At 58.2% G+C, this 21,939-nt stretch carries 22 protein-coding genes; 13 read left to right on the top strand and 9 right to left on the bottom strand.

Annotated elements, in window-relative coordinates; translation table 11 throughout:
• Positions 1 to 84 precede the first annotated feature (84 nt).
• Entirely contained in the window at positions 85 to 501 is a 417-nt protein-coding gene (locus GSQ82_RS14555; RefSeq protein WP_158792956.1) for a hypothetical protein, read from the top strand.
• Positions 502 to 680: 179 nt separating this feature from the next.
• Here the strand turns inward: GSQ82_RS14555 and GSQ82_RS14550 are convergent, their stop codons facing one another.
• From GSQ82_RS14550 to dnaA, 3 genes are all read right to left on the bottom strand, one after another.
• Entirely contained in the window at positions 681 to 3,266 is a 2,586-nt protein-coding gene (locus GSQ82_RS14550; protein ID WP_158792955.1) for a glycoside hydrolase family 3 C-terminal domain-containing protein, read from the bottom strand.
• 146 nt (positions 3,267 to 3,412) lie between these two features.
• Positions 3,413 to 4,525 carry a GTPase ObgE gene (gene obgE, locus GSQ82_RS14545; RefSeq protein ID WP_158792954.1) on the bottom strand — a complete coding sequence of 371 codons (1,113 nt, stop codon included), beginning with the start codon at positions 4,523 to 4,525 and terminating at the stop codon, positions 3,413 to 3,415.
• Between the two features lie 224 nt (positions 4,526 to 4,749).
• Complete coding sequence (gene dnaA / locus GSQ82_RS14540; protein WP_158792953.1) at positions 4,750 to 6,180, bottom strand: chromosomal replication initiator protein DnaA; 1,431 nt, start codon at positions 6,178 to 6,180, stop codon at positions 4,750 to 4,752.
• 693 nt (positions 6,181 to 6,873) lie between these two features.
• On the opposite strand from dnaA, the gene rpmH reads away from it, so the two are divergent.
• From rpmH to GSQ82_RS14510, 6 genes are all read left to right on the top strand, one after another.
• A complete protein-coding gene (gene rpmH, locus GSQ82_RS14535; protein WP_013582097.1) occupies positions 6,874 to 7,029 on the top strand; it encodes a 50S ribosomal protein L34 in 156 nt (51 codons plus the stop codon).
• 473 nt (positions 7,030 to 7,502) lie between these two features.
• The gene (locus tag GSQ82_RS14530; protein WP_158792952.1) at positions 7,503 to 7,715 is read left to right on the top strand and encodes a hypothetical protein; all 213 of its coding nucleotides are present in this window, start codon (positions 7,503 to 7,505) and stop codon (positions 7,713 to 7,715) included.
• Between the two features lie 138 nt (positions 7,716 to 7,853).
• Positions 7,854 to 8,276, top strand: a complete 423-nt coding sequence (rnpA, locus tag GSQ82_RS14525; protein WP_158792951.1) for a ribonuclease P protein component — start codon at positions 7,854 to 7,856, stop codon at positions 8,274 to 8,276.
• Complete coding sequence (yidD, locus tag GSQ82_RS14520) at positions 8,273 to 8,602, top strand: membrane protein insertion efficiency factor YidD (RefSeq protein WP_158792950.1); 330 nt, start codon at positions 8,273 to 8,275, stop codon at positions 8,600 to 8,602. The genes rnpA and yidD overlap by 4 nt, the downstream gene beginning before the upstream one ends.
• A gap of 61 nt (positions 8,603 to 8,663) precedes the next feature.
• The gene (gene yidC, locus GSQ82_RS14515; RefSeq protein ID WP_158792949.1) at positions 8,664 to 10,472 is read left to right on the top strand and encodes a membrane protein insertase YidC; all 1,809 of its coding nucleotides are present in this window, start codon (positions 8,664 to 8,666) and stop codon (positions 10,470 to 10,472) included.
• A 147-nt stretch (positions 10,473 to 10,619) separates the two neighbouring features.
• Entirely contained in the window at positions 10,620 to 11,255 is a 636-nt protein-coding gene (locus GSQ82_RS14510) for a R3H domain-containing nucleic acid-binding protein (protein ID WP_254061654.1), read from the top strand.
• 64 nt (positions 11,256 to 11,319) lie between these two features.
• Here the strand turns inward: GSQ82_RS14510 and GSQ82_RS14505 are convergent, their stop codons facing one another.
• The 5 genes from GSQ82_RS14505 to thrS form a co-directional block, all read right to left on the bottom strand.
• Positions 11,320 to 11,880: an SRPBCC family protein gene (locus tag GSQ82_RS14505; protein ID WP_216847090.1), complete on the bottom strand. Its 561-nt coding sequence runs from the start codon at positions 11,878 to 11,880 to the stop codon at positions 11,320 to 11,322.
• 36 nt (positions 11,881 to 11,916) lie between these two features.
• Positions 11,917 to 12,825, bottom strand: a complete 909-nt coding sequence (locus GSQ82_RS14500; RefSeq protein WP_158792948.1) for an NADP-dependent oxidoreductase — start codon at positions 12,823 to 12,825, stop codon at positions 11,917 to 11,919.
• Between the two features lie 104 nt (positions 12,826 to 12,929).
• A complete protein-coding gene (locus GSQ82_RS14495; protein ID WP_158792947.1) occupies positions 12,930 to 13,406 on the bottom strand; it encodes an SRPBCC family protein in 477 nt (158 codons plus the stop codon).
• A gap of 131 nt (positions 13,407 to 13,537) precedes the next feature.
• On the bottom strand, positions 13,538 to 13,891 hold the full coding sequence (locus tag GSQ82_RS14490) for an HNH endonuclease (RefSeq protein WP_158792946.1): 354 nt from the start codon (positions 13,889 to 13,891) through the stop codon (positions 13,538 to 13,540).
• Positions 13,892 to 13,921: 30 nt separating this feature from the next.
• Complete coding sequence (gene thrS / locus GSQ82_RS14485) at positions 13,922 to 15,958, bottom strand: threonine--tRNA ligase (RefSeq protein WP_158792945.1); 2,037 nt, start codon at positions 15,956 to 15,958, stop codon at positions 13,922 to 13,924.
• 189 nt (positions 15,959 to 16,147) lie between these two features.
• Here thrS and GSQ82_RS14480 point away from each other — a divergent pair, with 189 nt between their 5' ends.
• A complete protein-coding gene (locus GSQ82_RS14480; RefSeq protein WP_158792944.1) occupies positions 16,148 to 16,468 on the top strand; it encodes a hypothetical protein in 321 nt (106 codons plus the stop codon).
• A gap of 113 nt (positions 16,469 to 16,581) precedes the next feature.
• Here GSQ82_RS14480 and GSQ82_RS25380 read toward each other — a convergent pair whose 3' ends face one another.
• On the bottom strand, positions 16,582 to 16,716 hold the full coding sequence (locus tag GSQ82_RS25380) for a hypothetical protein (protein ID WP_256370087.1): 135 nt from the start codon (positions 16,714 to 16,716) through the stop codon (positions 16,582 to 16,584).
• A 224-nt stretch (positions 16,717 to 16,940) separates the two neighbouring features.
• On the opposite strand from GSQ82_RS25380, the gene GSQ82_RS14475 reads away from it, so the two are divergent.
• The 5 genes from GSQ82_RS14475 to GSQ82_RS14455 all read left to right on the top strand — a co-directional run bounded on the left by GSQ82_RS14475 (position 16,941) and on the right by GSQ82_RS14455 (position 21,921).
• Complete coding sequence (locus GSQ82_RS14475; protein ID WP_158792943.1) at positions 16,941 to 18,365, top strand: folylpolyglutamate synthase/dihydrofolate synthase family protein; 1,425 nt, start codon at positions 16,941 to 16,943, stop codon at positions 18,363 to 18,365.
• The gene (locus tag GSQ82_RS14470) at positions 18,362 to 19,198 is read left to right on the top strand and encodes a 1-acyl-sn-glycerol-3-phosphate acyltransferase (protein WP_158792942.1); all 837 of its coding nucleotides are present in this window, start codon (positions 18,362 to 18,364) and stop codon (positions 19,196 to 19,198) included. Before GSQ82_RS14475 ends, GSQ82_RS14470 begins: the two co-directional genes overlap by 4 nt.
• Positions 19,199 to 19,319: 121 nt before the next feature.
• Positions 19,320 to 20,108, top strand: coding sequence for a gamma-glutamyl-gamma-aminobutyrate hydrolase family protein (locus GSQ82_RS14465; RefSeq protein WP_158792941.1), 789 nt, complete (start codon positions 19,320 to 19,322; stop codon positions 20,106 to 20,108).
• Between the two features lie 88 nt (positions 20,109 to 20,196).
• A complete protein-coding gene (rsmG, locus tag GSQ82_RS14460) occupies positions 20,197 to 20,817 on the top strand; it encodes a 16S rRNA (guanine(527)-N(7))-methyltransferase RsmG (protein ID WP_158792940.1) in 621 nt (206 codons plus the stop codon).
• Positions 20,818 to 21,000: 183 nt separating this feature from the next.
• Entirely contained in the window at positions 21,001 to 21,921 is a 921-nt protein-coding gene (locus GSQ82_RS14455) for a ParA family protein (RefSeq protein ID WP_158792939.1), read from the top strand.
• Positions 21,922 to 21,939: the final 18 nt, after the last annotated feature.

Below are 21,939 nucleotides of genomic sequence, written 5' to 3'. Positions count from 1 at the left end.
CTTTGCGGGATCAGACGATGCGTTTTGCTTTGGCTGGCTAATTGCGGTTAGACCACGTGGAAAGACGATGTGCGGAGGCTTGCCATGGCGTACTTTGAACGGATTCGCGATGTGATCTCCGGGCCGTTTAGTCCCGATGTGATGGAGCAGCGTACCAAGGCTGGATGGCAGATGGTGTCGATCGAGTGGCGGCGGGAGCTGCCTGATTCGGAGGCACCGAGGGAGGGAGTCGCTAGCGAGGAGATACCTTATGGCCTGCGCATCTCGGATGACTGCATGCGGCTGGAGGTTGATCCGACGGAGAACCGGGCGCTGATGCTGATGATGGATCTACTGGGGCAGGACTTTTCTTACTCGCACATCGTCAGCGATCTGAACGAGAAGGGGTTTCGTACACGGAGCGGTGAGCCCTGGAGCCAGGTGTCGGTCTTCAACATGATGCCGCGGCTGATCGAGGTGGGGCCGGGTCTGTTTGCGTCGGTGAGGGGTAAGACGCGGTAGTAGAGATATGTCCTGCCGGACGAGCGCCCTGCGCGGGCGGCGATCACTTCGGGTGATTTTGATATCCCTTCGGGTGCGGCTCCCGTTGGTCGCTTCGATCTTTGTGCCGACCAGCGGGAGGACCGCGCAACGCGGTATAGAAATCACGAAGTGATCGCTCGCCGCGCAGGCGCTTGGCTTTACTCGCTTACAGAGGTTGTGAGCGACTTGGGTAGTTGAATCGTGATCTTCTGCTGGATGTTCTGGGACGAGTCTCCCAGCATCAGATTGTACGATCCCGCATCGGCGTGCCATGAGGACGACTTGACGTCGAAATAGCTGAAGCTTCGCGGTGTGAGATCGACGACGACGTGCCTGGTCTCGCCGGGCCGCATGAGGACGCGCTGGAACGCCTTCAGTTCTTTAGCGGGCCGTTCGACTTTAGGAGAGGCTTCGCCCACATAGAGCTGCGCTACCGTGGCGCCGGGGAGTTGTCCAGTATTTGTAACGTCGAAGGTTACATTGAAACGGCCGTCGCCGGAGGGTGCGCTCTTAAGGTTGCTGAAGGAGAAGGTGGTGTAGGAGAGGCCGTAGCCGAAGGGGTACTGCGGCTCGACGTGGTTGTGCTCGTAGCCGCGATAGCCCATGAAGATGCCTTCGCGATAGACGATCTTGTCGGTGCCGGGATCGGGATAGTAGCTTTTAAAGCTGGGGTTGTCGGTGATCTGCTTCTCCCAGCTAATGGGCAGGTGGCCGGAGGGATTGGCATCGCCGAAGAGCAGGCGGGCCGCGGCGACACCGCCCTCTTCGCCTGAGTACCAGGTCTCGAAGATGCCCTGGACTTTGTCTTGCCAGTTGGAGACATCGACGCTACCGCCGGAGGTGATGACGACGATGGTCTTTTTGCCGAGGGCGGCGATCTGCTGGATGAGCTGCTCCTGACCTACGGGAAGCTCGAAGTTGCGATCTCCGCCTTCGGATTCGGAGGCAGCGTTGAAGCCCACGGCGAGGATAACGGCGTCCGCCTTGGAGGCCATGGCGAGAGCATCTTTTTCGACGATGGTGGCGAGGGGAGCGATGCCGGCGCGCATGCCGGAGACGGAGCCGATCTGCTGAGAGAGCTGCTCGAGGACGACTTTGTGTGGAGCCTTGGTGAGATCGAGTGTGGCCTGGTTGAGGATGTACTTGGGAACGACGGAGCTGTCGAAGACGACGGCATCGTCAACGAGGAGGCGATACTTGCCGTCGGTCTGGACGAAGATGGCGAACTTTCCTGCCTCCGCGGGCGTGTAGTAGCCGGTCCACTTGCTGCTGTTGGTGGGTCGAACGTAGGGGTTGGCGGATCTGTGCGCGGTGAGGGCGTTGAGCTCCTGCTCCTCGGGTTCGCGGCGTGTGGAACCGGCGGTGCCGAGAGTGGCCTCGGTTACGGTGCTGGTGACGTCACCTTCGAGGTTCGCTTTGGCGTAGGTGACGTGGGTGACGCCAGTGGTGGTGCCCTCGGCGTCGGTGGTGAAGTGGGTGAGGCGCGACATCTGGAAGGTGCTGTAGAGACCGCGTGCGTAGAGGACCTTGGCTTGATCGCCGAGATAGTTGCTGACGCCGACGAGGAGGTTGGTGCTGGCGAAGCTGACGACCTCGCCGCTGCCGCCGCCGGTGGTAACGGTCTGGGTGGCGGTGGGTCCGATGACAGCGATGGTCTTGATGGATTTCTTGTCGAGCGGGAGGGCGTGATCTTCGTTCTTAAGCAGAACGGCGCCTTCGAGCGCGGCTTGCAGGGAGGCTTCGCGGCCTTGAATGTTGTAGCGTGGGATGTCGATGTCGAGCTGGGGGCGATCGAGCCAGCCGAAGTCTGCTGCGACGCGGAGGATACGGCGAACCTTGTCGTCGAGCGTGGCCTGGGAGATGGTGCCGTCTTTTATGAGCGGGAGAATTTTTTCCGGAGCGAAGTAGACGCCGTAGGGCATCTCGAGATCGAGGCCACCGTTTGCGGCTGCGGCGGTGTCGTAGGTGGCGACCCAGTCCGACATGATGATGCCGGGGAAGTGCCACTGGTCTTTGGCGACGTCGACGTTGAGAGGCTTGTTCTGCGTCATGTGCGCGCCGTTGGTGAGGTTGTAGGAGTCCATGATGGCGCCGACCTTTGCGGTTTTGACGGCAGCCTCGAAGACGGGCATGTAGATCTCGCGCAGGGTGCGCTGGTCGATGATGGAGTCGGAGTCGTGGCGGAGGTACTCGGAGTTATTGCCGAGGAAGTGTTTGACGGTGGCGGAGACACCCTGCTGCTGAACGCCGCGGATGTAGCCGACGGCGATGGCGCTGGCGAGGAAGGGATCTTCGCCGAAGTACTCGAAGTTGCGGCCGTTCATGGGGGCGCGGTAGATGTTGACGCCGGGGCCGAGGATGAAGGCTGCGCCACGGGAGCGTGAGTCGCGGCCGAGCTGCTGGCCGATGTTCAGTGCGAGCGAGGTATCCCACGACGCAGCGAGACCAATACCGGCGGCGTAAGCGATGGTGGGGGCAGGGATGTGCGCGCCGACGGGACCGTCGGCCATCTGGAAGAAGGGAATATCGAGGCGGGGAATGGCGTGGGTGCGGAAGGGAGTGTCGCCGCCGATGAGGTCGACCTTCTCTTCGAGTGTCATCTTAGACAGGAGACTGTCTACACGCTTTTCTACGGCCTGCGGATCGTTGCCAACGAACTGCGCGGAGGCGAAGATGCTCGCGGAGAGAAGGGCTGCGGCTGTGATGGTGCGGCAGAAGGCAGCGGCGGAGCGAGGCATGAGCATGACAGGGCCTTTCGATGAGCTCTGAGATCTCCTGGAAGGGGACATACTTCCAGAGGACGCAGAGCGTTGAATCTTTTGCGAGAGAAGTATATCGGCTTGTCGCCGGATGCTGAGGTTCGCGGCCAGTTTCGAATGGTTCGAAGAAACTAGGCGCGACCGCGTGCTGATCCGGGTGGCGGTGGGTAGTTGGGCTTCAGTTTCGCGGGTGGTAGCGGCTCGGGCTCGAGGTCGATCGGACGGTGGGTTTCGACGAGTTTCGCGATGGCGTGTTTCAGGGGCTCGATGCCTTCGCCAGTGACTGCGGAGATGGCGTAGAACGGGAGCTTGCGACGCTTGGCCATCGCGGTAAGCTTCTTGAGCTTGTCAGGATTGGCAACATCGGCCTTGGCGGCGACGAGGATGGTGGGTTTGGCCGCGAGTGCGGGGTCGAAGCTTTTGAGCTCGGCGGTGATGACCTTGTAGTCCTCGACTGGATCGGGGCGCGAGGTGCCTTCGGTGGCGCTGGAGTCAGAGACGTCGACGAGGTGAACGATGACGCTGGTGCGCTCGATGTGTTTGAGGAACTGGATGCCAAGACCGTGGCCGAGGTGCGCGCCTTCGATGAGGCCGGGGAGGTCGGCGATAGTGAAGGACTCGGTGTGGGGAAAGTCGCCTACCTGAACGACGCCGAGGTTGGGCTCGAGCGTAGTGAAAGCGTAGTTGGCGATCTTGGGTTTAGCCGCTGAGATGCGCGAGATGAGGGTGGACTTGCCTACGTTGGGATAACCGACGAGGCCTGCATCTGCGAGGAGGCGGAGTTCGAGGCGATAGGAGCGCTCTTCGCCGGAGCGGCCGAGTTCGTGTTCGCGCGGAGCCTGGTGGGTGCTGGTGGCGAAGTGCTGGTTACCGCGTCCACCGCGTCCGCCCTTAGCGATCACGATGGTCTCGTTGGGGCGGGCGAAGTCATGGATGAGTTCGCCGGTCTGGTCGTCGTAGAGCAGGGTACCGACAGGGACTTTGAGGGTGATGGATTCGCCTTGGTAACCGGAGCAGTTGGAACCGAGACCGTGGCCGCCGCGCTGAGCTTTGTGCTCGGGATTGAAGCGGAAGTGGACGAGGGTGTTATGGCTTAGAGAGGACGCCATGATGACGTCGCCGCCGTGACCTCCATCACCGCCGGAGGGACCGCCCTTGGGGACAAACTTTTCGCGACGGAAGGCCATGCAGCCGTTACCGCCGTCGCCAGCTTTGATGCGAATTCGTGCTTCGTCAATAAACATACAGTCTTTAGTGTAATGGAGAGGGTCCTACCGTACGTGGAGAGGTCACTTCGTGACTTTTGTACCTGTTTTGGTGGAGTGATGAACGTAAGGCCTCCCTTTGGTCGGCGGATGATGATTCCGACCAACGGGAGGAGTTTTGCTGCTTGTAGTTGCGTGACCGGTATAAAAGCCACGAAGTGACCTCCTGCTGAGCAAGCGGCCCGTCCGGCAGGACACGGTCTTTAGCTGAGCGTCTCCATCAGTTTGTTGATAGTGCGGTTCAGGTCCTTATCCGCGCGGCGCTGCTCATCGATCTTGGAGATCGAGTGCATGACCGTGGTGTGGTGCTTACCGCCGAACTGACGACCGATCTCCGGTAACGAGGCCTCAGTAAGCTGCTTGGCCAAGTACATCGCGATCTGGCGCGGCACGACGATCTGGCGGGAGTTGTTCTTCTGCTTGAGTTCGGCGACGCGCATGCCGAACTGCTCAGCTACCGTGCGCTGGATGGTCTCGATGGTGATCTTGCGGACCTGCGTGTCGATGAACTGCTTGAGGCACTGCTGCGTGACTGCGAGCGTGATCTCCACGCCGTGCATGGAGCACCAAGCGATGAGGCGGACGAGGGCGCCCTCGAGCTCGCGCACGTTGGTGCGGACGTTCGAGGCGATGAACATCGCGACATCGGTGGGGAGCTGGGTCTGTTCGCTCTCAGCCTTCTTCTGCAGAATGGCGACCTTAGTCTCGAGATCGGGTGGCTGAATGTCGGCGATGAGGCCCCATTCGAAGCGCGAGCGGAGACGGTCTTCGAAGTCGGCGAGCTCTTTGGGAGGGCGGTCCGAGGCGATGACGATCTGCTTCATGCTCTCGTGGAGGGTGTTGAAGGTGTGGAAGAACTCTTCCTGGGTGCGCTCTTTGCCGGCGAGGAACTGGATGTCGTCTATGAGGAGAACGTCGACGTTGCGGAACTTGTCGCGGAATCCGGTCATCTTGTCGTACCGGACGGAGTTGATCATCTCGTTGGTGAATTTTTCGCCGGAGACGTAGGAGATGGAGGCGTGGGGCTGGCGACGTTTTACGTCGTGTCCGATGGCGTGCATGAGGTGAGTCTTGCCCATGCCTACGCCACCGTAGAGGAAGAGTGGGTTGTAGGCCTTGGAGGGCCGCTCGGCGACGGCCTGTGCGGCGGCGGTGGCGAACTGGTTGCCGCTGCCGATGACGAAGGCGTCGAACTGGTAGCGCGGGTTGAGCTGCGAGGCTGCGCTCCAGTCGAAGCGCGCCTGCTCAGGCGTAGGACCCGTGACGGAGTTTGAGGAGCCGCCGAGACGGCTCTGGCGGGGCGCGTTCTGGCTATGGCTAGGTACGGGTGCGAAGCCGCCGTCCTCACGCACCTTGGGCGCGCGGGGGTCTTGTTCTGGCGTGGTGAAGCTGACGGTCTCTACGTCGAGGCCGAGGTTGTCGATGGCTTCCTGGATGAGATCGGCGTAGCGGTCGCCGATGTGCTGGAAGTCGCTGGACGGGATCCGCACGAAGAGCTTCTTACCCTCAATGTGGGAGAAGCGCGTGGGCTTGAGCCATGTCTCATACGACTGGCGGTTGATCTTTTTTTCAAGAGCAGCCAGGATACGAACCCAATAATTCAATACGGCGGTCGCCGTCGGAACGAATGACATTCTTAGTTTCCTTGTCTTGTTTCCTGGTTCAACCCAAACTGCGGCACTTTTGCAGTCACGAGTAAAGCGTGACAATTAGCAAACAGACGTCCATCCCTGCCCGAATGTGGACTGGTGATGAGTGACGTGCGTTGCCAGAGTTCTCTCCGCTAGTGCCTATCACAGAATCAGGTGGGCGGAGAGCAGTGGTTCACGTAATACAGAGTGCGGAACAGCTGGACGTGCAGAGAAACTACTTACTAAACGGGTTCGATAGTAGCACGGAAAAGAAGCGGTTTTTCGGTGTGTTCGGTCAAAAAAGAGAAGTTGCACCATTCGCGGTGAAGAAGAGAAATTTCTACTCGTTGCGGCGGGAATTTTCCTTGTTTTAGAAATTTTTCTCTGTTGCTGCGCGATGCGTTGTGCTATTCGCGAGGCGTGACATTGGGAGGTTCGATGGCTTTGCTATTGATTGGGTGGTCTGGGTTTTTCTTCGGCGTGGTACGGGGTGGTAAATGCGGTATGTTCGACTGCCTCGCGGGTGAGACTTCGCGGGTCCGCCGACACGAATGGCAACGACGACAGCAGATCCCTTCGGATGACAAATCAAGTGGCGGGCTGTGAAAAATCGCGTCCGATCGGGTATACTCAGAGATTGTTGCAACAGCTTAAAAGTTTGAGCGGGAGTCTGTCTCCTGCGCAGGAGTTTTTGTCATGCCGAAGCGTACCTTTCAACCTAACCGCCGCCACCGCGCCAAGACCCACGGCTTCCTTACCCGCATGAAGACCAAGGCAGGAGCCGCGGTGCTGAATCGCCGTCGCGCCAAGGGCCGTCACAAGATCGCCGTCAGCGCTGGATTCCGCGACTAATCTTCGCCCCCGTGCGGAAGATGTGGCTGGCCGGTTTGATTTAGTTCTTCTGGTCTAGCTCTTCGTGATCCACGGGCATTCGTTCTGGAGTCTACCGATGGCCAGTTGCCATCGGAGTGGACTGGGATAGGCGGATGGCCAACGTTCGAATGATCCGACGTTCAAGTAGATCTTTATAGCAACAAAGCCATCGAGGAGAAGAGACTCTCGCGCTCGATGGCTTTGTTGCGTCTATGCGCATGGCTTGTTTGCCACAGTCGATGTTTGCATGCGGGTGAATTGAAATGGGTTCGGGGTAGGGTTGGAATCGCCGGACGGTAGAGAGCGAAATTGGATGATCTCTGGAGCCGGGAATTGGAAAACGGAACGCAGTTTCTGGGGCAACCAACCGTCGTGGGGCGGCCTCCTACTGTGCAATGCCGGCGTCGCGAAAGCGAACGAAGTGCGGTACCGACAGCAGGAGCAATACGGTCATGGCAAATCAAGGAACACACAATCCCCCTTCGCAAGAGGCTTCCGTGAAGGGCGGTCAGCATTTGCATCAGGCAAGTCAGGGCGTAAACGCCAACCAGAGTGATCAGGGGAACAAGGGGAAGATGGGCAGTATGGGTAACAAGAATCAGCCGAACCATGAGGCTTCGGTGAAGGGTGGAGAGCACTCCCACTCAGGCAGCAGCAAGAGGTAGTATCGGTACGCGGTAATGAAGTGCAGATGGTGAAGGCCCGCTCCTGGAAGCGGGCCTTCTCTTTGCGCGGTGCGTTTGTTCTGGCTCGATGGCTGTACGATAGAGAGTAGCGGCAGGTGCCGTTTCAGGCCGCTCCGAATGACCCCTACACCCAATTCGATCTTTCGCCTGCGCAAACATGCTGACTACCAGCGCGTGTATAAGGCCAGCCGGAAACAGTTCGCGAAACAAATGAGCTACTTCTACATGGTGCGGCCGCAGTTGGGGCCGGATGGAGAGCCTTTGCGCGGGGTAGATGGTGCAGCTCCGCGAGTTGGCCTGACGGTCGGCAAGGTGATGGGGAAGGCCGTGGATCGCAACCGCATCAAACGGCGGATGCGGGAGGCCGTACGGAAGAATCTTGCGATGCTGCATCTGCCGGTGGACGTGGTGTTGCATCCGCGGCGGAGCGTGATCGACCTGGACTTTGCGACGCTGGAGCGGGAGGTTGCCGGGGTGTTTCGGGCGATCCAGCGGGCAGCAGAGAAGCGCGGCGGCGATGTGGAGCCGAAGGGCCGATGAGATCGTCCGGGGATGACTCGCCTGAGCCGGGGTTGAGGGTAAAGCTCGGCGTTCGAGTTGTGTACTGGATATATAAGACTTTAGTCTCGCCGGTGGCTCATGTGTTCAGTCCGTCGCAGTGCGTTTATCTGCCGACGTGCTCAGAGTATGCGTACGTTGCGCTGGTGCGGTTTGGGGTGTTGAGGGGGTCGTGGTTGGCATTGCGGCGGGTGGGACGGTGCCATCCGTTTGCGCGAGGCGGCCTTGATCCGGTTCCGGAGCGGGTGTCCGGCGGGCGCGAGAGCGGCTCTACCAGCCCAGACATTCACGCAGACCATTTACCATAGATCGTGCGGCTCATATAAGCGCGGCGTTAGCCTTACTTCAGCACAGAATAGGAAGTCTCTTTTGGCAGAGTTCAAGAACCCCAATCAGCAAGGCGGCGGCGACAACAAATCGCTGCTCGTCATGATGCTCGTCCTGGTCACGGTATTTTTCGGCTTGCAGTACTTTCGGGCGCGGAACAATCCGCAGACGGCTTCGCCCAACGCCGCACACAGCGCTGCTCCGGTTACAGGTGGGGCGGATGCCTCTTCGGTGACGCAGGCGGGCAGTGCTGCTTCGCCCGCATCTGCATCTGCTGCGAGCGTGCCAGCGGTGCAGGCGGCTGCTGAGACGACGACGACGGTCGAGAACGAGCTGTACCGGATCACGTTTACGAACCGGGGCGGCCAGGTTTTGAGCTGGATGCTGAAGAAGTACAAGGATAACGACGGCAAACCGTTGAACCTGGTGCATACACAGGCGGCGGATCAGTTTGGCTATCCACTTTCGCTGTACACGTATGACGCCGCGCTGACGACGGCACTGAGCAAGGGACTGTATGTAGCCTCGGCTTCGGGAAATCTTGCGGCTCCGGCTAGCCTGACGTTCAAGTACTCCGATGGAGCGGTCGAGGTTCGGAAGACATTTTCGTTCGACGAGACCTACGTGCTGCACGCCGATGTAGAGGTGACGCGCGGAGGCGCTCCGGTGCGTGCGCTGATCAACTGGCCGGGTGGGTTTGGCGATCAGGATAATGCAGCGGCCTATGCGGGCGCGCAGGTCGACATAGCGCGTAATGGCAAAGAGCAGCACCTGGCGCCGAAGAAGGTGTCGGGCGGCGAGACGCTGAACGGGCCGTTCGACTGGGCGGGTACGAGCGATACGTACTTTGCGGCGATCTTCTTGCCGGACTCACCTGATACGGCTACCCTGGCGACGCAGCATGCGCAGTTGGATGTGGCGAAGACGATTCGGCGGACAGGGCTGGGCTCGGGTGCGCCATCGAAGGGTGCGATGGAGGTTCCAGTGCTCGGCGTCGCGCTTGGCGATACGAGCGGACGAACGCAGACACGCATCTATGCCGGACCGAAGGCAGTGAGTGTACTGAAGGCGATCCACGCGACGGGCGATACGATGACGCTGGAGCCGCTGCTGGACTTCGGATTCTTCGGGCCTATCGGTAAGTATCTCTTCCTTACGCTGCAGTTCATCCATGCGCATATCGTTACGAACTGGCCGGGCTCGTGGGGCTGGGCGATCGTCATCCTGACCGTACTGATCAACTGCCTGATTCTGCCGTTCCGCATTAAAACGATGCAGAGCGGTCTGAAGATGCAGCGGATTCAGCCGCAGATGGACGCGATCAAAGAGCGCTACAAGAAGTACAAGGCGACGGATCCGAAGCGCAACGAGATGAACGTCGAGATTATGAAGCTGCAGAAGGACAACGGCGTGAACATGTTCGGCGGATGTATTCCGACGCTGATTACGCTTCCTCTGTTGTTTGCGTTCTACACAATGCTGCGCTCAGTTGTGGAGCTTCGCCAGGCGCACTGGCTTTGGCTGCCGGATCTCTCTTCCGCCGACCCCTACCATATTCTGCCGATCGTGATGGTCGTGAGCCAGTTCCTGGTCCAGTTCTATACGCCTTCACCTGGTGTGGATCCGCAGCAGCAGAAGATGATGGCATTTATGATGCCTGCGGTGACCGGCTACATGACGTGGAACTACGCCTCAGGTTTGGCACTGTACTGGGCAATTGGTAACTTGATCAGTATCATTCAACAGTCGGTGATGAACCGCACCAGCATGGGCCAGGAGATGCGCGAGATCGCTCTCAAACGTGCACGGCGCAAGGCAGGAACGGGAACGACGATCCAGGGCAAGCGGTAACGCCAAGGTCGGCGGTGTACCGAAATGGGACATCCATAGGTTCAGATTTATCAACCGTATACATAGTTTATGCCGCCAAATGGCGGCATATTAGATATAGTTCAATAGAATTCAGTTGAGTAAGTAAGTAAGTAAGTGTCCTGACGTATGACGAATCTTCTGAATGACCCGGTCCATGCAGCAAGAAAGATAGCTGACTTCCTTGAAACCCTGAGCGGTATGGGCAATCTGGAACTCAAGTCTCACATCCTTGCCTGCAACGGCCACGTGCAACCCGATACCAGCCCACACGCCGGTAAGACCTCTCTTGTCTCTTCGGACTCCTCTCACACCCCAGACTCCCCTTCCAGTTCACTTCCTTGTATTACGGTAGAGTTCACCGGACCCGATACGCCTCTTCTGCTGGCGCGTAACGGTGAGCTTCTTCATGCGATTGAACACGTCGCGGCCAAAATTCTCCGGCTCGAACCGGAGGAGCACGACCAGATCTCGTTCGACGCTGAGGGCTTCAAGGCGAATCGGGACAAAGAACTATTTCAATTGGCCGAGACAGGCATCTTAGAGGTTCGCTCAACTGGCCGGCCTTACTCGTTCCCACCGATGACCTCGCGCGAACGCCGGATGCTGCATGTGGCACTGTCGAAGTCCGGTCTTCCAACGGCCTCTTCGGGTGAAGGTCCGCGGCGCTTCGTCGTTCTTTATCCGGTGGGGTATGAGGGGGTAGCGGCTCCCGTCTCGGCTGAACGCGCAAAGGCGATCCGTAACAGCTTTCGCCGTCGATAGCATGTCTACAGTCTTTTTCTCAGGAGTTGACTGAGATAGCGGAGGTCAGGTGACTTCTGATTCGCTACCCTTGAGAGCTGCGCAGAACCGCGGTCGCGTCCCATCGGCGTGGCGTGTCCTTTTGCGAAGGAGGCGGAGCTGGTTCGCTACGACCGTCGAGGTAGTTGTGCCACTGGTCGGACTCGGCTACCTGTTTGATGTAAGCGTTACGTTCTGTCAGGAATGCTGATAGATAGCGCTGTAGGTATAGCTTCGTCGCCAGTCGCCCAAGTGGTCCCCAAGGGGCGGAGTACCGGATCTCATCGCGCATGCGGGTACCGTCGTCCATAGCGGCGAAGTGGTGCTCATGTTCGAATCGTCCGAAGACGCCTTTGACCATGACATCGCGAAAGTACGAGTAGGGACGCAGCTTTTCGATGCGACTCGTATGGCGCAACCGCATACCGAGATGGCGGCCCTGGAAGGTAACCGTCTCCCCTTCGCTGATAAGGCCTGTGGTGATCCCATCGATCGCTTTTTCGTTGGATTTATGTGCAGATTCGACGTGCAGATCGATACTAAGCGAGAGCAGGAAACAGCGCTCAACCGGTGCATCAATCCAAGTCGATAGTCGAATAGTATTCATGGCCAGCCGTCCTCGGCTCCGCGCCCGTTACTCGAATTACGATAGTAACAGAATCTTTCCAATTCCACCCTTTTCTGCGGCTTCCTGAGCCTTGCCGGCTTCGGCCAATGGAACCATACGATCGATCGGAATCTTTAGCCGGCCAGCGACGACGTCTTCAGCGAGCTCGTACAGCTCCTTGGAGTCGCTGTGGACCATGATGGCTTCGATTTTAACTGTCGGGTGCATCTTTGCGTTCTCCGGAGGCCCAAGCACAGATCCGAAGGTACCTCCCTGCTTCACTTTGGCGAGGAGCTTCTGCGCAGTTTCCCCTCCCACAGCATCGGCCACGGCGTCGATGAATCCAAGCTTCTCCATGGCGGCAGCGTCATCGAGGGCGAGGACCTGGTCGGCGCCGAGGTCAGCGGCTTCTTTCAGCTGTGACTTCTTGACTCCTGCTATGACAATGGCACCAGTCTTCTTGGCTGTCATGACTGCCGAGCGGCCTACATTGCCCATGGCGCCTGCGATGAGAACGGTCTGACCGGACTGAATCTTTACGGCTCGCGTAATGAGCTGTCTGCCAGTGAGAGTAACGAGAGGAAGTGCTGCAGCTTCGACCAAGTCGAGGCCCTTTGGAAGATGAGTGAGATCGGATGCTTCGACGACGGTGAGTTCGGCGTAGCTGTTCTTTCCAAGCGCCATGACCTGATCGCCTAGCTCGAATCCGCTTACCCCTTCGCCGATTGCGCGAACGATGCCGGCGATGTCGCGGCCGAGGATCGCGGGCAGCTCGAGAGGCATGCGCTCCTTCATTGCTCCGCTGCGCAGCTTAAAGTCTACGGGGTTGATGCTGGTAGCCGAGAGGCGTACAAGCACCTGGCCTGCGCCAGCCACAGGATCTGGAACTTCTTCGTACTTCAGTTTGTCTGGTCCACCAAACTCATGCAGAACGACAGCCTTCATAAGAGCAAATCCTCTAACAGGTGTGATGCAGGAATGCTTCTCCCGATAGTTAGACGAATGTAAATGAATGCGGCGTGACTGCAAATGAATGCAGTGACGATACGCTAAAGCGCGTCATCAGGGAGATACTCTCTCCACTCTCCGCTTTCGGCTATCTTTCTCAAAAGATGCATACGTCTGCGCAGCAGCTTGGAGATGTGCGGCACCATCACTGCCTGCGCCACGAGTGAGCCTGCCCATCCATAAGGCATAGTGAAGCGCACCTTATCGTGGAGCAGGGTCTGTCCGCCGATCTCGGTAAAGTGATGATCGTGCTGAAATCTTTGAAAGCGGCCTCGGCCCATTGTGTCCTGAAAGTAGTTTGGGCGTTCATATTTAGTGATCAGGGATTCGTGCATCTGTGGAAACCCGAACTTCCAGCCTGCCCAAAGCAACCTGTCCCCGCCTACGATCATGCCGCTGGTCTTGCCCTCGATGGGTTTCAGGCCGAGGGTCTGCTGCACCAGCTCGATGTTAGTCGAGAGGAGAAAAACCCTGTCGATGGGAGCGTTGATATGAACGCTGTCGCTGATGGTAAACATGAAGCTCCTGAAACTATCCTAACGATTCCCCTCTGAATACGGTGGTTTGAGAGAACTCTCTGCCTGGCCTGGTGTAACTGGATCTTGCGATGGACTCTATCAAATGTGAGTGCGGAAGCGGAGCTAGAGATTCAGATGCTGCCGCGCTCGGCTTCGGCTGTCTGGTGGCAGTTGCGGCAGAGGAGTTGGGTGTTTCCTGCAGTGTAGCCGTCGATGGCGCGGAAGCGGTCGAGCTCTGCGCCTCGCTCAGGCAGGGAACCGCCGCACATGGCGCATAGTCCGCGCTGGCTTCTGCGCTTCTGCTCTTTCAACCTGCGGCGCTGCGTGGGCGTGCCGCGCTCGTCGAACTCCAGCCGCTTGAGAATGTAGCGGCGGATCTGGAAGAGGCGATCGCGGTCTGATTCAGCAGCGGCCGCGATCTTTTGCCGCAGGTCTTCCAGAATCGCAATCGCCCGGATGCGGTCGTCGTCTGAGAGCGATGCCATGGTCAGCCTCTGGAGTACAACTGGCTTAGTTTAGAGTGTGATGGTCTTGGACTCCTGCAACCGCTTTGCTCTTTCGATGAAGTCGGCGAGGCTAACGCTGCCTTCGTCGCCTTTGCCACGCGTCCTGACGCTCACGCTCTCAGTGGCCGCTTCCTTATCGCCCATGATGAGGACGAATGGAACCTTCTGCAGCGTGAACTCGCGGATCTTGGCGTTCATCTTTTCGTTGCGTGCGTCGAGCTCTACACGCAGACCGGCGGCTTCGAGTTTGGCTTTGACAGCAGCGGCGTATTCGAGATGCTTCTCAGAGATGGGGACGAGTCCGATCTGGACCGGTGCAAGCCAGAGCGGAAAGGCTCCGGCATAGTGTTCGATGAGGACGCCGAAGAAGCGCTCAACCGAACCGAAGAGTGCGCGGTGCACCATAACGGGACGATGGAGTTCGCCATCTTCGCCCTTGTATTCGAGCTCGAAGCGCGCGGGAAGGTTGAAGTCGAACTGCACCGTCGAGAGCTGCCACATGCGACCGAGCACATCGACGAGCTTGATGTCGATCTTGGGGCCATAGAAAGCCGCCTCGCCAGGGATCTCTTTGAACGGGATACCTTTGCGGCCGAGCGCTGACTTGAGCGAGTTGATGGCGAGGTGCCAGTTCTCTTCGCTGCCGGTATAGCTCTTGCGGTCGTTCGGATCCCAGGTGGAGAGTTCGACCTTGAACTCTTCGAAGCCGAAGGTGTGGAGCACGCTCTGCGCGAAGTCGATGCACGCGACTACCTCGTCTTCGATCTGCGAAGGTGTGCAGAAGATGTGGGCATCATCCTGCGTGAAGCCGCGAACGCGCAATAGGCCGTGCATGGTGCCGGAGCGCTCGTAGCGATAGACGTTGCCGAGCTCCGCGTAGCGCACGGGCAGGTCGCGATAGCTGCGCGGGGAGTTTTTGTAGATAAGGATGTGGCCGGGGCAGTTCATCGGCTTCAGGCGATACTCGGCGTCGTCGAGCTCCATCGGAGGATACATGTTCTGCGAGTAGAAGCCCTCGTGGCCGGAGATCTTCCAGAGGTCGCGGCGCATGATGTGCGGGGTGTAGACCATATCGTAACCGCGACGGATACATTCTTCCCGCATCCAGTCTTCCATGGTTTTGCGGATGAGGCCGCCCTTGGGATGCCAGAAAATGAGACCCGATCCCGCGACCTCCTGGATGGAGAAGAGATCGAGCTGTTTGCCCAGGACACGGTGGTCACGAGCCTTGATCTCTTCGAGACGTTTGAAGTGAGCGTCGAGATCCTTGTTGTTGAAGAAGGCGGTTCCGTAGATGCGCTGCAGCTGCTGGTTCTTCTCATCGCCGAGCCAGTAGGCTCCTGCGACGGAGGTGACCTTGAATGCCTTGACTCGGCCGGTAGAGGGTACGTGCGGCCCGCGGCAGAAGTCGACGAACGCTCCGTTCCGGTAGAGGGAGATCTCATCGCCGGGCTGCGTGAACTTTTCGATGAAGTGGACCTTCATGAACTCGCCCTGTTGCTCGTAGTCCTTCAGGCCCATCTCGCGCGACTCTCCTTCGCGGATGAATTTTTCATCGCGCGCGACGACCTCAGCCATCCGCTTTTCAATGGCAGCGAGATCTTCTTCGCTGAAGGGGGTCTCGCGATAGACATCGTAAAAGAATCCGGAGTCGGTCGCGGGTCCGTGCCCGAGCTTGGTCTCCGGGAAGAGTTCGAGGATGGCTGTCGCCATGACGTGCGCGGCAGAGTGGCGAACGACCTTCAGCGCAGCCCCGTCGGTCTCCTTCAGAAGTTCCAGCGCGACGTCCTCCGTCAGCGGCGCTGCGAGATCGACGAGACGCTCCGCGCCTGTGGCTGCGCCGTACATCTCGGTCTCAGAAGCTTCGTCGTCTGCTACGGTACTGACGGACGTTGGAGTAAGCGGACGAATCCGCGCCACAACGACCGCTGCCGCCAGCCGCGGCGAGATGCTCGTCGCCACGTCAAATGCTGTTGTGCCGCGCGGAACTTCGCGCACTGAACCATCCGGAAGCTGAATCTTGATTGTCTGCTCGCTCACACTCATAAGAATAGATGGTTGCCGCAAAGCAAGTCGAGACGCCGGGTGGGAATCGTCCTGCGCTCGGGTCGCGCGGTGGTGGCATTACTCTGACGCTTCTGTGTTATTGGCCATGCACCCGAGACTAATCTATCGTGTTGATCATCAGCTCATCCAGTAACAATTGGGTCACTCCAGGCTCAGGACGGCACCGCTATGCAGGTCTTACTTAGACGTTCGAGGTTTCGGCAGGACTTTCAATGTGTTGTCTGCGGGCAGGCCTTTCGCCTCTATTGGGAGCTGAGTTCGCCGTCGGAGCGCGACACCGTGCGCGCCATCGTCCTAGGAGAGCTTCGAGATCACCATGCAAGAGAGCAGGGCGGCGACATGTCCGCTGCGGCACACCCGGTCGACCTGTTTCGTCTGCCAAGCTGGACGAGTTCCCGGAAGCTCTCACGAACCACCCGACACGCGGAGACCACCGCACCGCACCGTCCACCGGCTCCGGTCGTCCTCATCTCGGACTACGCAAAATAACAGACGTCTGCGCTTCGCCCGGCAGAGTCAGGATTTGAGAGACCTTAAAAAAGGAGGACCGCACCATGGCGGCGACGGTCCTATAATTCTCTTGTCAACTGAAAATAGACGGGTTATGCGACCTCAGGGATGGATTTTACTTTGCGTTCGGTTGGCATGTGGTTCTTCAACCACACATTTGCCCTCCATCGGCCGACGAACGGCGCGGCGGCGATCATTCCAAAAGCTACTGCTAATGCGATATGCATCAAACATCTCCTTTATCCCCGAGAGTTTTCAACCTCTCATAGGGTGAACCGGCAGATAGAACTGCAAAGAATTGCATGTTGCTACTGTTGATTCCCCACTATCGTCCTCCTGCATCCCACTCGATATACCACCTTGGTGTAATTGGTCGGACGTTGGTGTTAACCACAGCTTTCATAGACTGCCGAACCCTGTTGCAGTAGTCCCAATCGCCTAAAATAGCCGTATGTCTTATGCAGCCGCAGTCGACCACCTCTACGCACTGGGCCATGAACTTGCCCCGGCCAGCTCCACCGCTCCTCGCCGAAAGTTCGACCTCGCCCATATGCGCGTTCTCGCCGCGGCGCTGAATAATCCTCACCTTAGCTTTCCCGCAGTCTTGATCGCCGGAACCAACGGCAAGGGCTCTACTGCAGCCACGCTCAGCAGCATTCTTACCGCCGCCGGCTACCGCACAGCTCTCTATACCTCGCCGCATCTGGTTCGGCTCAACGAGCGTATTCAGATCGACGGCGTCCAGATCCCGGACGAAGACTTTGCCCGCATTTACTTTCAGGTAGATGAGGCCGCCCGCCACCTGGTCGAATCAAACGAACTACCCCATCCGCCAAGCTTCTTCGAAGTGCTGACCGCCGTTGCCTTCCTTTACTTTGCGGAGCAGAAGGTAGACTTCGCGGTCTTGGAGGTAGGACTCGGAGGCCGCCTGGATGCCACAAACATCGTCGAGCCGCTGATCTCCATCCTCACCGACATTGCGCTCGATCATCAGGACTATCTGGGTTCGACGATTACGGAGATCACACGCGAAAAGACCGGCATTCTTCGCGACCACGGTGTCCTGGTCACTCTGCCGCAGCATCCCGAAGCAAACCAGGCTATCGGCGAGGCGGCAGCTACGCTTCATCTACGAGCCATCAGCGCAGCGGACTATATTCCTCATCTTCCGCCACGCGCTTCGTCCGATTCGCTAGAGGGAAGCGCATCTCTGCCGCGGAATCACTATAGTGTGACGGTGAATGGCGAAGCTCTGGAGATCGACTCCCCTCTGCCCGGCCATCACCAGCAGCGCAACATCGCCCTTGCGATAGCCGCGGCTGTGGAATTAAAAAACCATGACAGTTACAAATTACCGACGGACAGTACTGTACGTAACGATAATGGTTACAAAATATCAAATAGCGCCATTGAAGCTGGAATTCGGAGCACCAACTGGCCAGGACGGCTTGAGCTCTTTACCTTCCCCGAAGGACCGAAGCTTCTGCTCGACGTAGCGCATAATCCTGCCGGCGCCTGGACCCTGCGAGCAGCGATCGCACAACTGCCCGAGAGTCAGCCGCGCACCCTGATCTTCAGCTGCCTGGGCGACAAGAAGATCGACGAGATGGCCCAGATCCTCTTTCCCCTCTTCGATTCAACCAGCGACAGGCCCAACGACCATATTATCTTTGCCCCAATCGATAACCCTCGAGCAGCCAGCCTGGAGGATCTCCTTGCAGCCGCACACACGCTGGATATTCCTGCCCACGCGGCTCCGCATCTGGCTGCAGCCCTGGCTCAGGCGCGAGCCGTGACCCCGGCACAGGGCCTAATCATCGCAACCGGCTCGGTCTACCTGGTGGGCGAGATCCGCCATCTTGCGGAGAATGGATGACCTCCGGAATGACTCCAGAGCAAACCTCCCTTCTGCAGCAAGAGAGCCCGGTTCCTGCATCTACAGGCCAACCGTTGCCAACGCCACCGTCCAGTAGACCACCTTTTCTACTGCGCTGGCTCTCCTACTTGCTGCTAATCCCTCTCATAACCCTTGCTACAGCCGGATTTGGCTGTATCTCTCTTATCTGCGGTCTTTGGGACAAGTCCGGTCGCCAGCAGCACTTCATCGCTCACCTGTGGGCCCGTACGCTTCTCCTCATCAGCCTCTCCCCGGTAACTGTCGTCGGGCGCGAGAAGCTTCATGAGCACGAGACCGCCGTATACGCCTCCAACCACCTCAGCTATATGGACACGCCCGTCCTCTTTGCCACATTGCCATTCCAATTCCGTATCCTGGCGAAGCAGTCTCTCTGGAAGGCTCCATTCATCGGCTGGTACTTGAACCGATCTGGACAGGTCCCGGTGGATAGCAACAGTCCACGATCCCTCATCGGGAGCCTCAATCGAGGAGTGGCGACCCTGAAATCCGGTCTCCCGCTTGTTCTCTTTCCGGAGGGTGGGCGCGCCGCCGACGGTCAGCTTCAAACGATGATGTCCGGCTGTGCCTATATGGCGATCAAAGCACAAGTTCCCCTGATTCCACTGACTCTGATCGGCACCTACGAGCTGCTTCCGATTCACGTCTACTCACTATACCCACGCCCTCTCAGCATTGTTATCGGCGAACCCATCCCCACGGTGGGGCTTACGAGCCGCGATGCGGATGCCCTGACCCAACGCCTCTACGCGGCAATCTCAGAGACCTACATGAGCTCAACCTCCAACCGGTAGTTGTTTCAGTGTTCCACGTGGAACATTGAGCTGGCCGGATTTTTCCAGTGTTGACAGGCTTCGACGCTAAACGCCACACATTCGCTCGCTGCGCTTGATGGCCGTATCATAGATAGAAGCCATGAAGCCCCGTATCGCTATTCCCGTTCCCACCAGCAACGATCTTGTCTATAACCAGCAGTCCTGGCCGCAATATGCCTTGGCGGTCCAGCGAAGCGGCGGCGAACCGGTAGAGATCCCTCTAAAGGCAACTCCAACCGAGATCGCTAACCTGATCAACACCTGTCAGGCCGTTCTTCTTCCCGGCAGTCCAGCCGACGTAAACCCTCACAAATACGGCCAGGAACCGATCCCTGAGTGCGCTCCAACCGATAGCGCACGAGAGAATGTCGATGAACTCCTGATCCAGGACGCTCATAACCTCTATAAGCCCATCTTCGCCATCTGCTTCGGAGTCCAGTTCCTGAACGTCTGGCGCGGAGGCACTCTGGTTCAAGATCTGGCTCCAATGCCAGTCAACCATCCTGCTGGCCGCAGCGTCGCCATCGCCCACAACGCTGCCGTAGCACCAGATTCTCTGCTCGGCAGCTTACTCACTCCCGAAGAATCCCCCAAAGTCGATGCTTTTCTCCATCTTCCGATCAACTCCAGCCACCATCAAGCTATCGGCATTCCTGGAGACGGCCTGCGGATTTCAGCGCGCTGCCCGCAGGATGGCGTTATCGAGGCGGTTGAGGGTGGATTAGCCTCAGAGGGCGCTCATGCCCACTTTGTTCTCGGTATTCAGTGGCATCCTGAACGAAGCTATGACATCAGTGCTGCTTCACGCGCTCTCTTCGACCGATTCATTAGCGAAGCTAAGGCCTGGGCGCCACGTCCAATCCATACTTCAGTGGTCACCGCCAGCTAGATGTTCCACGTGGAACATCTAGCTGGCCAATACGCATCCTTCCCCGACATAATCCATAAATAAAATCCCTGAGATACTAGCCATACCCATGGCTACCTTGTCTGAATCCGTAATTACGGGTCTTCTCGCTCCGTATCTTGATGCAAACCCCGCTCCAAAGCCGGTGAATCCTGATCTTTATACAAAATTGTCCCTGTATCTTGATCTTCTGCTCAAATGGAACGCCCGGACAAATCTAACCGCCATTCGCGAGCCCCAAGAGATCGTCCGGCGGCACTTTGGGGAGAGCCTCTTTGCCGGCCTTCATCTGGATGCATGCCCTACATTACTCGATTTTGGCTCTGGTGCGGGATTTCCCGGCCTCCCCATTGCGATCTTGAGACCAGACATCGCCGTAACCGTCGCTGAATCGCAGAATAAGAAATCCACGTTCCTGCGGGAGGTTGTCCGCACACTCGGCCTTCAGGTTAACGTATGGACGAGCCGTGTCGAAGATATGTCGCCCACGCGTCAATTCGATACCGTAGCGCTTCGGGCGGTGGACAACATGACGGCGGCCCTAACAGCGGCCCATCCCAGGGCCAAGCATCACCTTCTACTTCTTACAGGAGCTATTCCTGAGCTTCCACAAGGCTTTGAACCCCCTAGATCTATGCCAATTCCGAACTCAGAGAACTCATTCCTCCTCATCTCAACACGCAGCAAATAGCTGATCGATGTTCCACGTGAAACAAAAGATTTCCACAATCACAGGGTAGAAAACCTCCAATTTGCCGAGCAAACGCAGCATTCCACAAGTTCTCCACAGCGTCAGACGTTCTGCACAGCTTTGGCAGCATTGCAACCGCTCAAACCTATCGATAGGCTTCAAATATCGCCGATGACGACCGAGATGACCGAAGAAACTAAGCCAGAAGCCGCAGCCACACCGAGATCCGCCTCCCGCGTCATCGCCGTCGTCAACCAGAAGGGCGGCGTCGGCAAGACAACTACCGCAATCAATCTCTCCGCCGCACTCGCTCTCGAAGGCCTAAATACCCTCCTGATCGACTGCGACCCCCAGGCAAACTCAACCGGAGGCCTGGGATTCGCCCGCGACGAGGCCCGCCATAGCATCTACGACGTCCTCCTCGGCCAAACCACCATCGCCGAAGCACTCCTCTCCACCGAAATCGAGACCCTCAAACTAATCCCAAGCAGCAAGAACCTCATCGGAGCCACTCTCGAGCTGATCTCCGTCGACCGGCGCGAATACAGGCTGCGCGATGCAATCGAGCCCATCCGCGCCGACTATCCCTTCATCATTCTCGACTGCCCTCCCGCGCTCGACCTGCTAACCCTTAACTCGCTCGTCGCCGCCGATGGCCTTCTTGTGCCCATGCAAGCCGAGTACTTCGCCCTCGAAGGAATCTCCGAGCTGATGAGCACGCTCGACCGCGTCTCCCAGGCCTTCAACTCTGGTCTCGCCCTCGAAGGAGTTCTCCTCACCATGTACGACGATCGCACCAACCTCTCCCAGCAAGTCACCGAGAACCTGAAGGCGTTCTTCAACGACAAGCTACTGAAGACCAGTATCCCCCGCAATATCCGCCTGGCCGAGGCGCCAAGCCACGGCAAGCCAGTCTCGCTCTATGATCCGCGTTCTCGAGGCGCCGAAGCCTATCGTGAGCTCGCCATGGAGCTGCTCACCCGAAACAACATGAAGAGCCCCGAAGAACAGAGGCGCAAAGCCGCTGCGGCCGCTGCAGCCAGCTCGCTCAAATCATTCCAGAAACCTGAAAAAAAGAGTCGCTTCTGGCAGTCTTCCAAGTAGAAGTCAGCCGCCAAAGCT

The sequence above is a fragment of the Granulicella sp. L60 genome (assembly GCF_009765825.1).
Classification (GTDB): domain Bacteria; phylum Acidobacteriota; class Terriglobia; order Terriglobales; family Acidobacteriaceae; genus Edaphobacter.
The sequence above is the reverse complement of the archived record's forward strand: the minus strand, read 5'-3'. Positions and strand labels throughout refer to the sequence as shown.

Bases quoted from the DNA above. Each gene is read 5' to 3' on its own strand.
- GSQ82_RS14555 (WP_158792956.1), top strand. From the start codon at position 85: ATGGCGTACTTTGAACGGATTCGCGATGTGATCTCCGGGCCGTTTAGT.
- GSQ82_RS14470 (WP_158792942.1), top strand. From the start codon at position 18,362: ATGACCTCCGGAATGACTCCAGAGCAAACCTCCCTTCTGCAGCAAGAG.
- rsmG (WP_158792940.1), top strand. From the start codon at position 20,197: ATGGCTACCTTGTCTGAATCCGTAATTACGGGTCTTCTCGCTCCGTAT.
- GSQ82_RS14500 (WP_158792948.1), bottom strand. From the start codon at position 12,825: ATGAAGGCTGTCGTTCTGCATGAGTTTGGTGGACCAGACAAACTGAAG.
- GSQ82_RS14505 (WP_216847090.1), bottom strand. From the start codon at position 11,880: ATGAATACTATTCGACTATCGACTTGGATTGATGCACCGGTTGAGCGC.
- thrS (WP_158792945.1), bottom strand. From the start codon at position 15,958: ATGAGTGTGAGCGAGCAGACAATCAAGATTCAGCTTCCGGATGGTTCA.
- GSQ82_RS14510 (WP_254061654.1), top strand. From the start codon at position 10,620: ATGACGAATCTTCTGAATGACCCGGTCCATGCAGCAAGAAAGATAGCT.
- GSQ82_RS14490 (WP_158792946.1), bottom strand. From the start codon at position 13,891: ATGGCATCGCTCTCAGACGACGACCGCATCCGGGCGATTGCGATTCTG.
- GSQ82_RS14480 (WP_158792944.1), top strand. From the start codon at position 16,148: ATGCAGGTCTTACTTAGACGTTCGAGGTTTCGGCAGGACTTTCAATGT.
- obgE (WP_158792954.1), bottom strand. From the start codon at position 4,525: ATGTTTATTGACGAAGCACGAATTCGCATCAAAGCTGGCGACGGCGGT.
- dnaA (WP_158792953.1), bottom strand. From the start codon at position 6,180: ATGTCATTCGTTCCGACGGCGACCGCCGTATTGAATTATTGGGTTCGT.
- GSQ82_RS25380 (WP_256370087.1), bottom strand. From the start codon at position 16,716: ATGCATATCGCATTAGCAGTAGCTTTTGGAATGATCGCCGCCGCGCCG.
- GSQ82_RS14465 (WP_158792941.1), top strand. From the start codon at position 19,320: ATGAAGCCCCGTATCGCTATTCCCGTTCCCACCAGCAACGATCTTGTC.
- GSQ82_RS14495 (WP_158792947.1), bottom strand. From the start codon at position 13,406: ATGTTTACCATCAGCGACAGCGTTCATATCAACGCTCCCATCGACAGG.
- GSQ82_RS14550 (WP_158792955.1), bottom strand. From the start codon at position 3,266: ATGCTCATGCCTCGCTCCGCCGCTGCCTTCTGCCGCACCATCACAGCC.
- rpmH (WP_013582097.1), top strand. From the start codon at position 6,874: ATGCCGAAGCGTACCTTTCAACCTAACCGCCGCCACCGCGCCAAGACC.
- GSQ82_RS14530 (WP_158792952.1), top strand. From the start codon at position 7,503: ATGGCAAATCAAGGAACACACAATCCCCCTTCGCAAGAGGCTTCCGTG.
- yidD (WP_158792950.1), top strand. From the start codon at position 8,273: ATGAGATCGTCCGGGGATGACTCGCCTGAGCCGGGGTTGAGGGTAAAG.
- GSQ82_RS14455 (WP_158792939.1), top strand. From the start codon at position 21,001: ATGACCGAAGAAACTAAGCCAGAAGCCGCAGCCACACCGAGATCCGCC.
- GSQ82_RS14475 (WP_158792943.1), top strand. From the start codon at position 16,941: ATGTCTTATGCAGCCGCAGTCGACCACCTCTACGCACTGGGCCATGAA.
- rnpA (WP_158792951.1), top strand. From the start codon at position 7,854: ATGACCCCTACACCCAATTCGATCTTTCGCCTGCGCAAACATGCTGAC.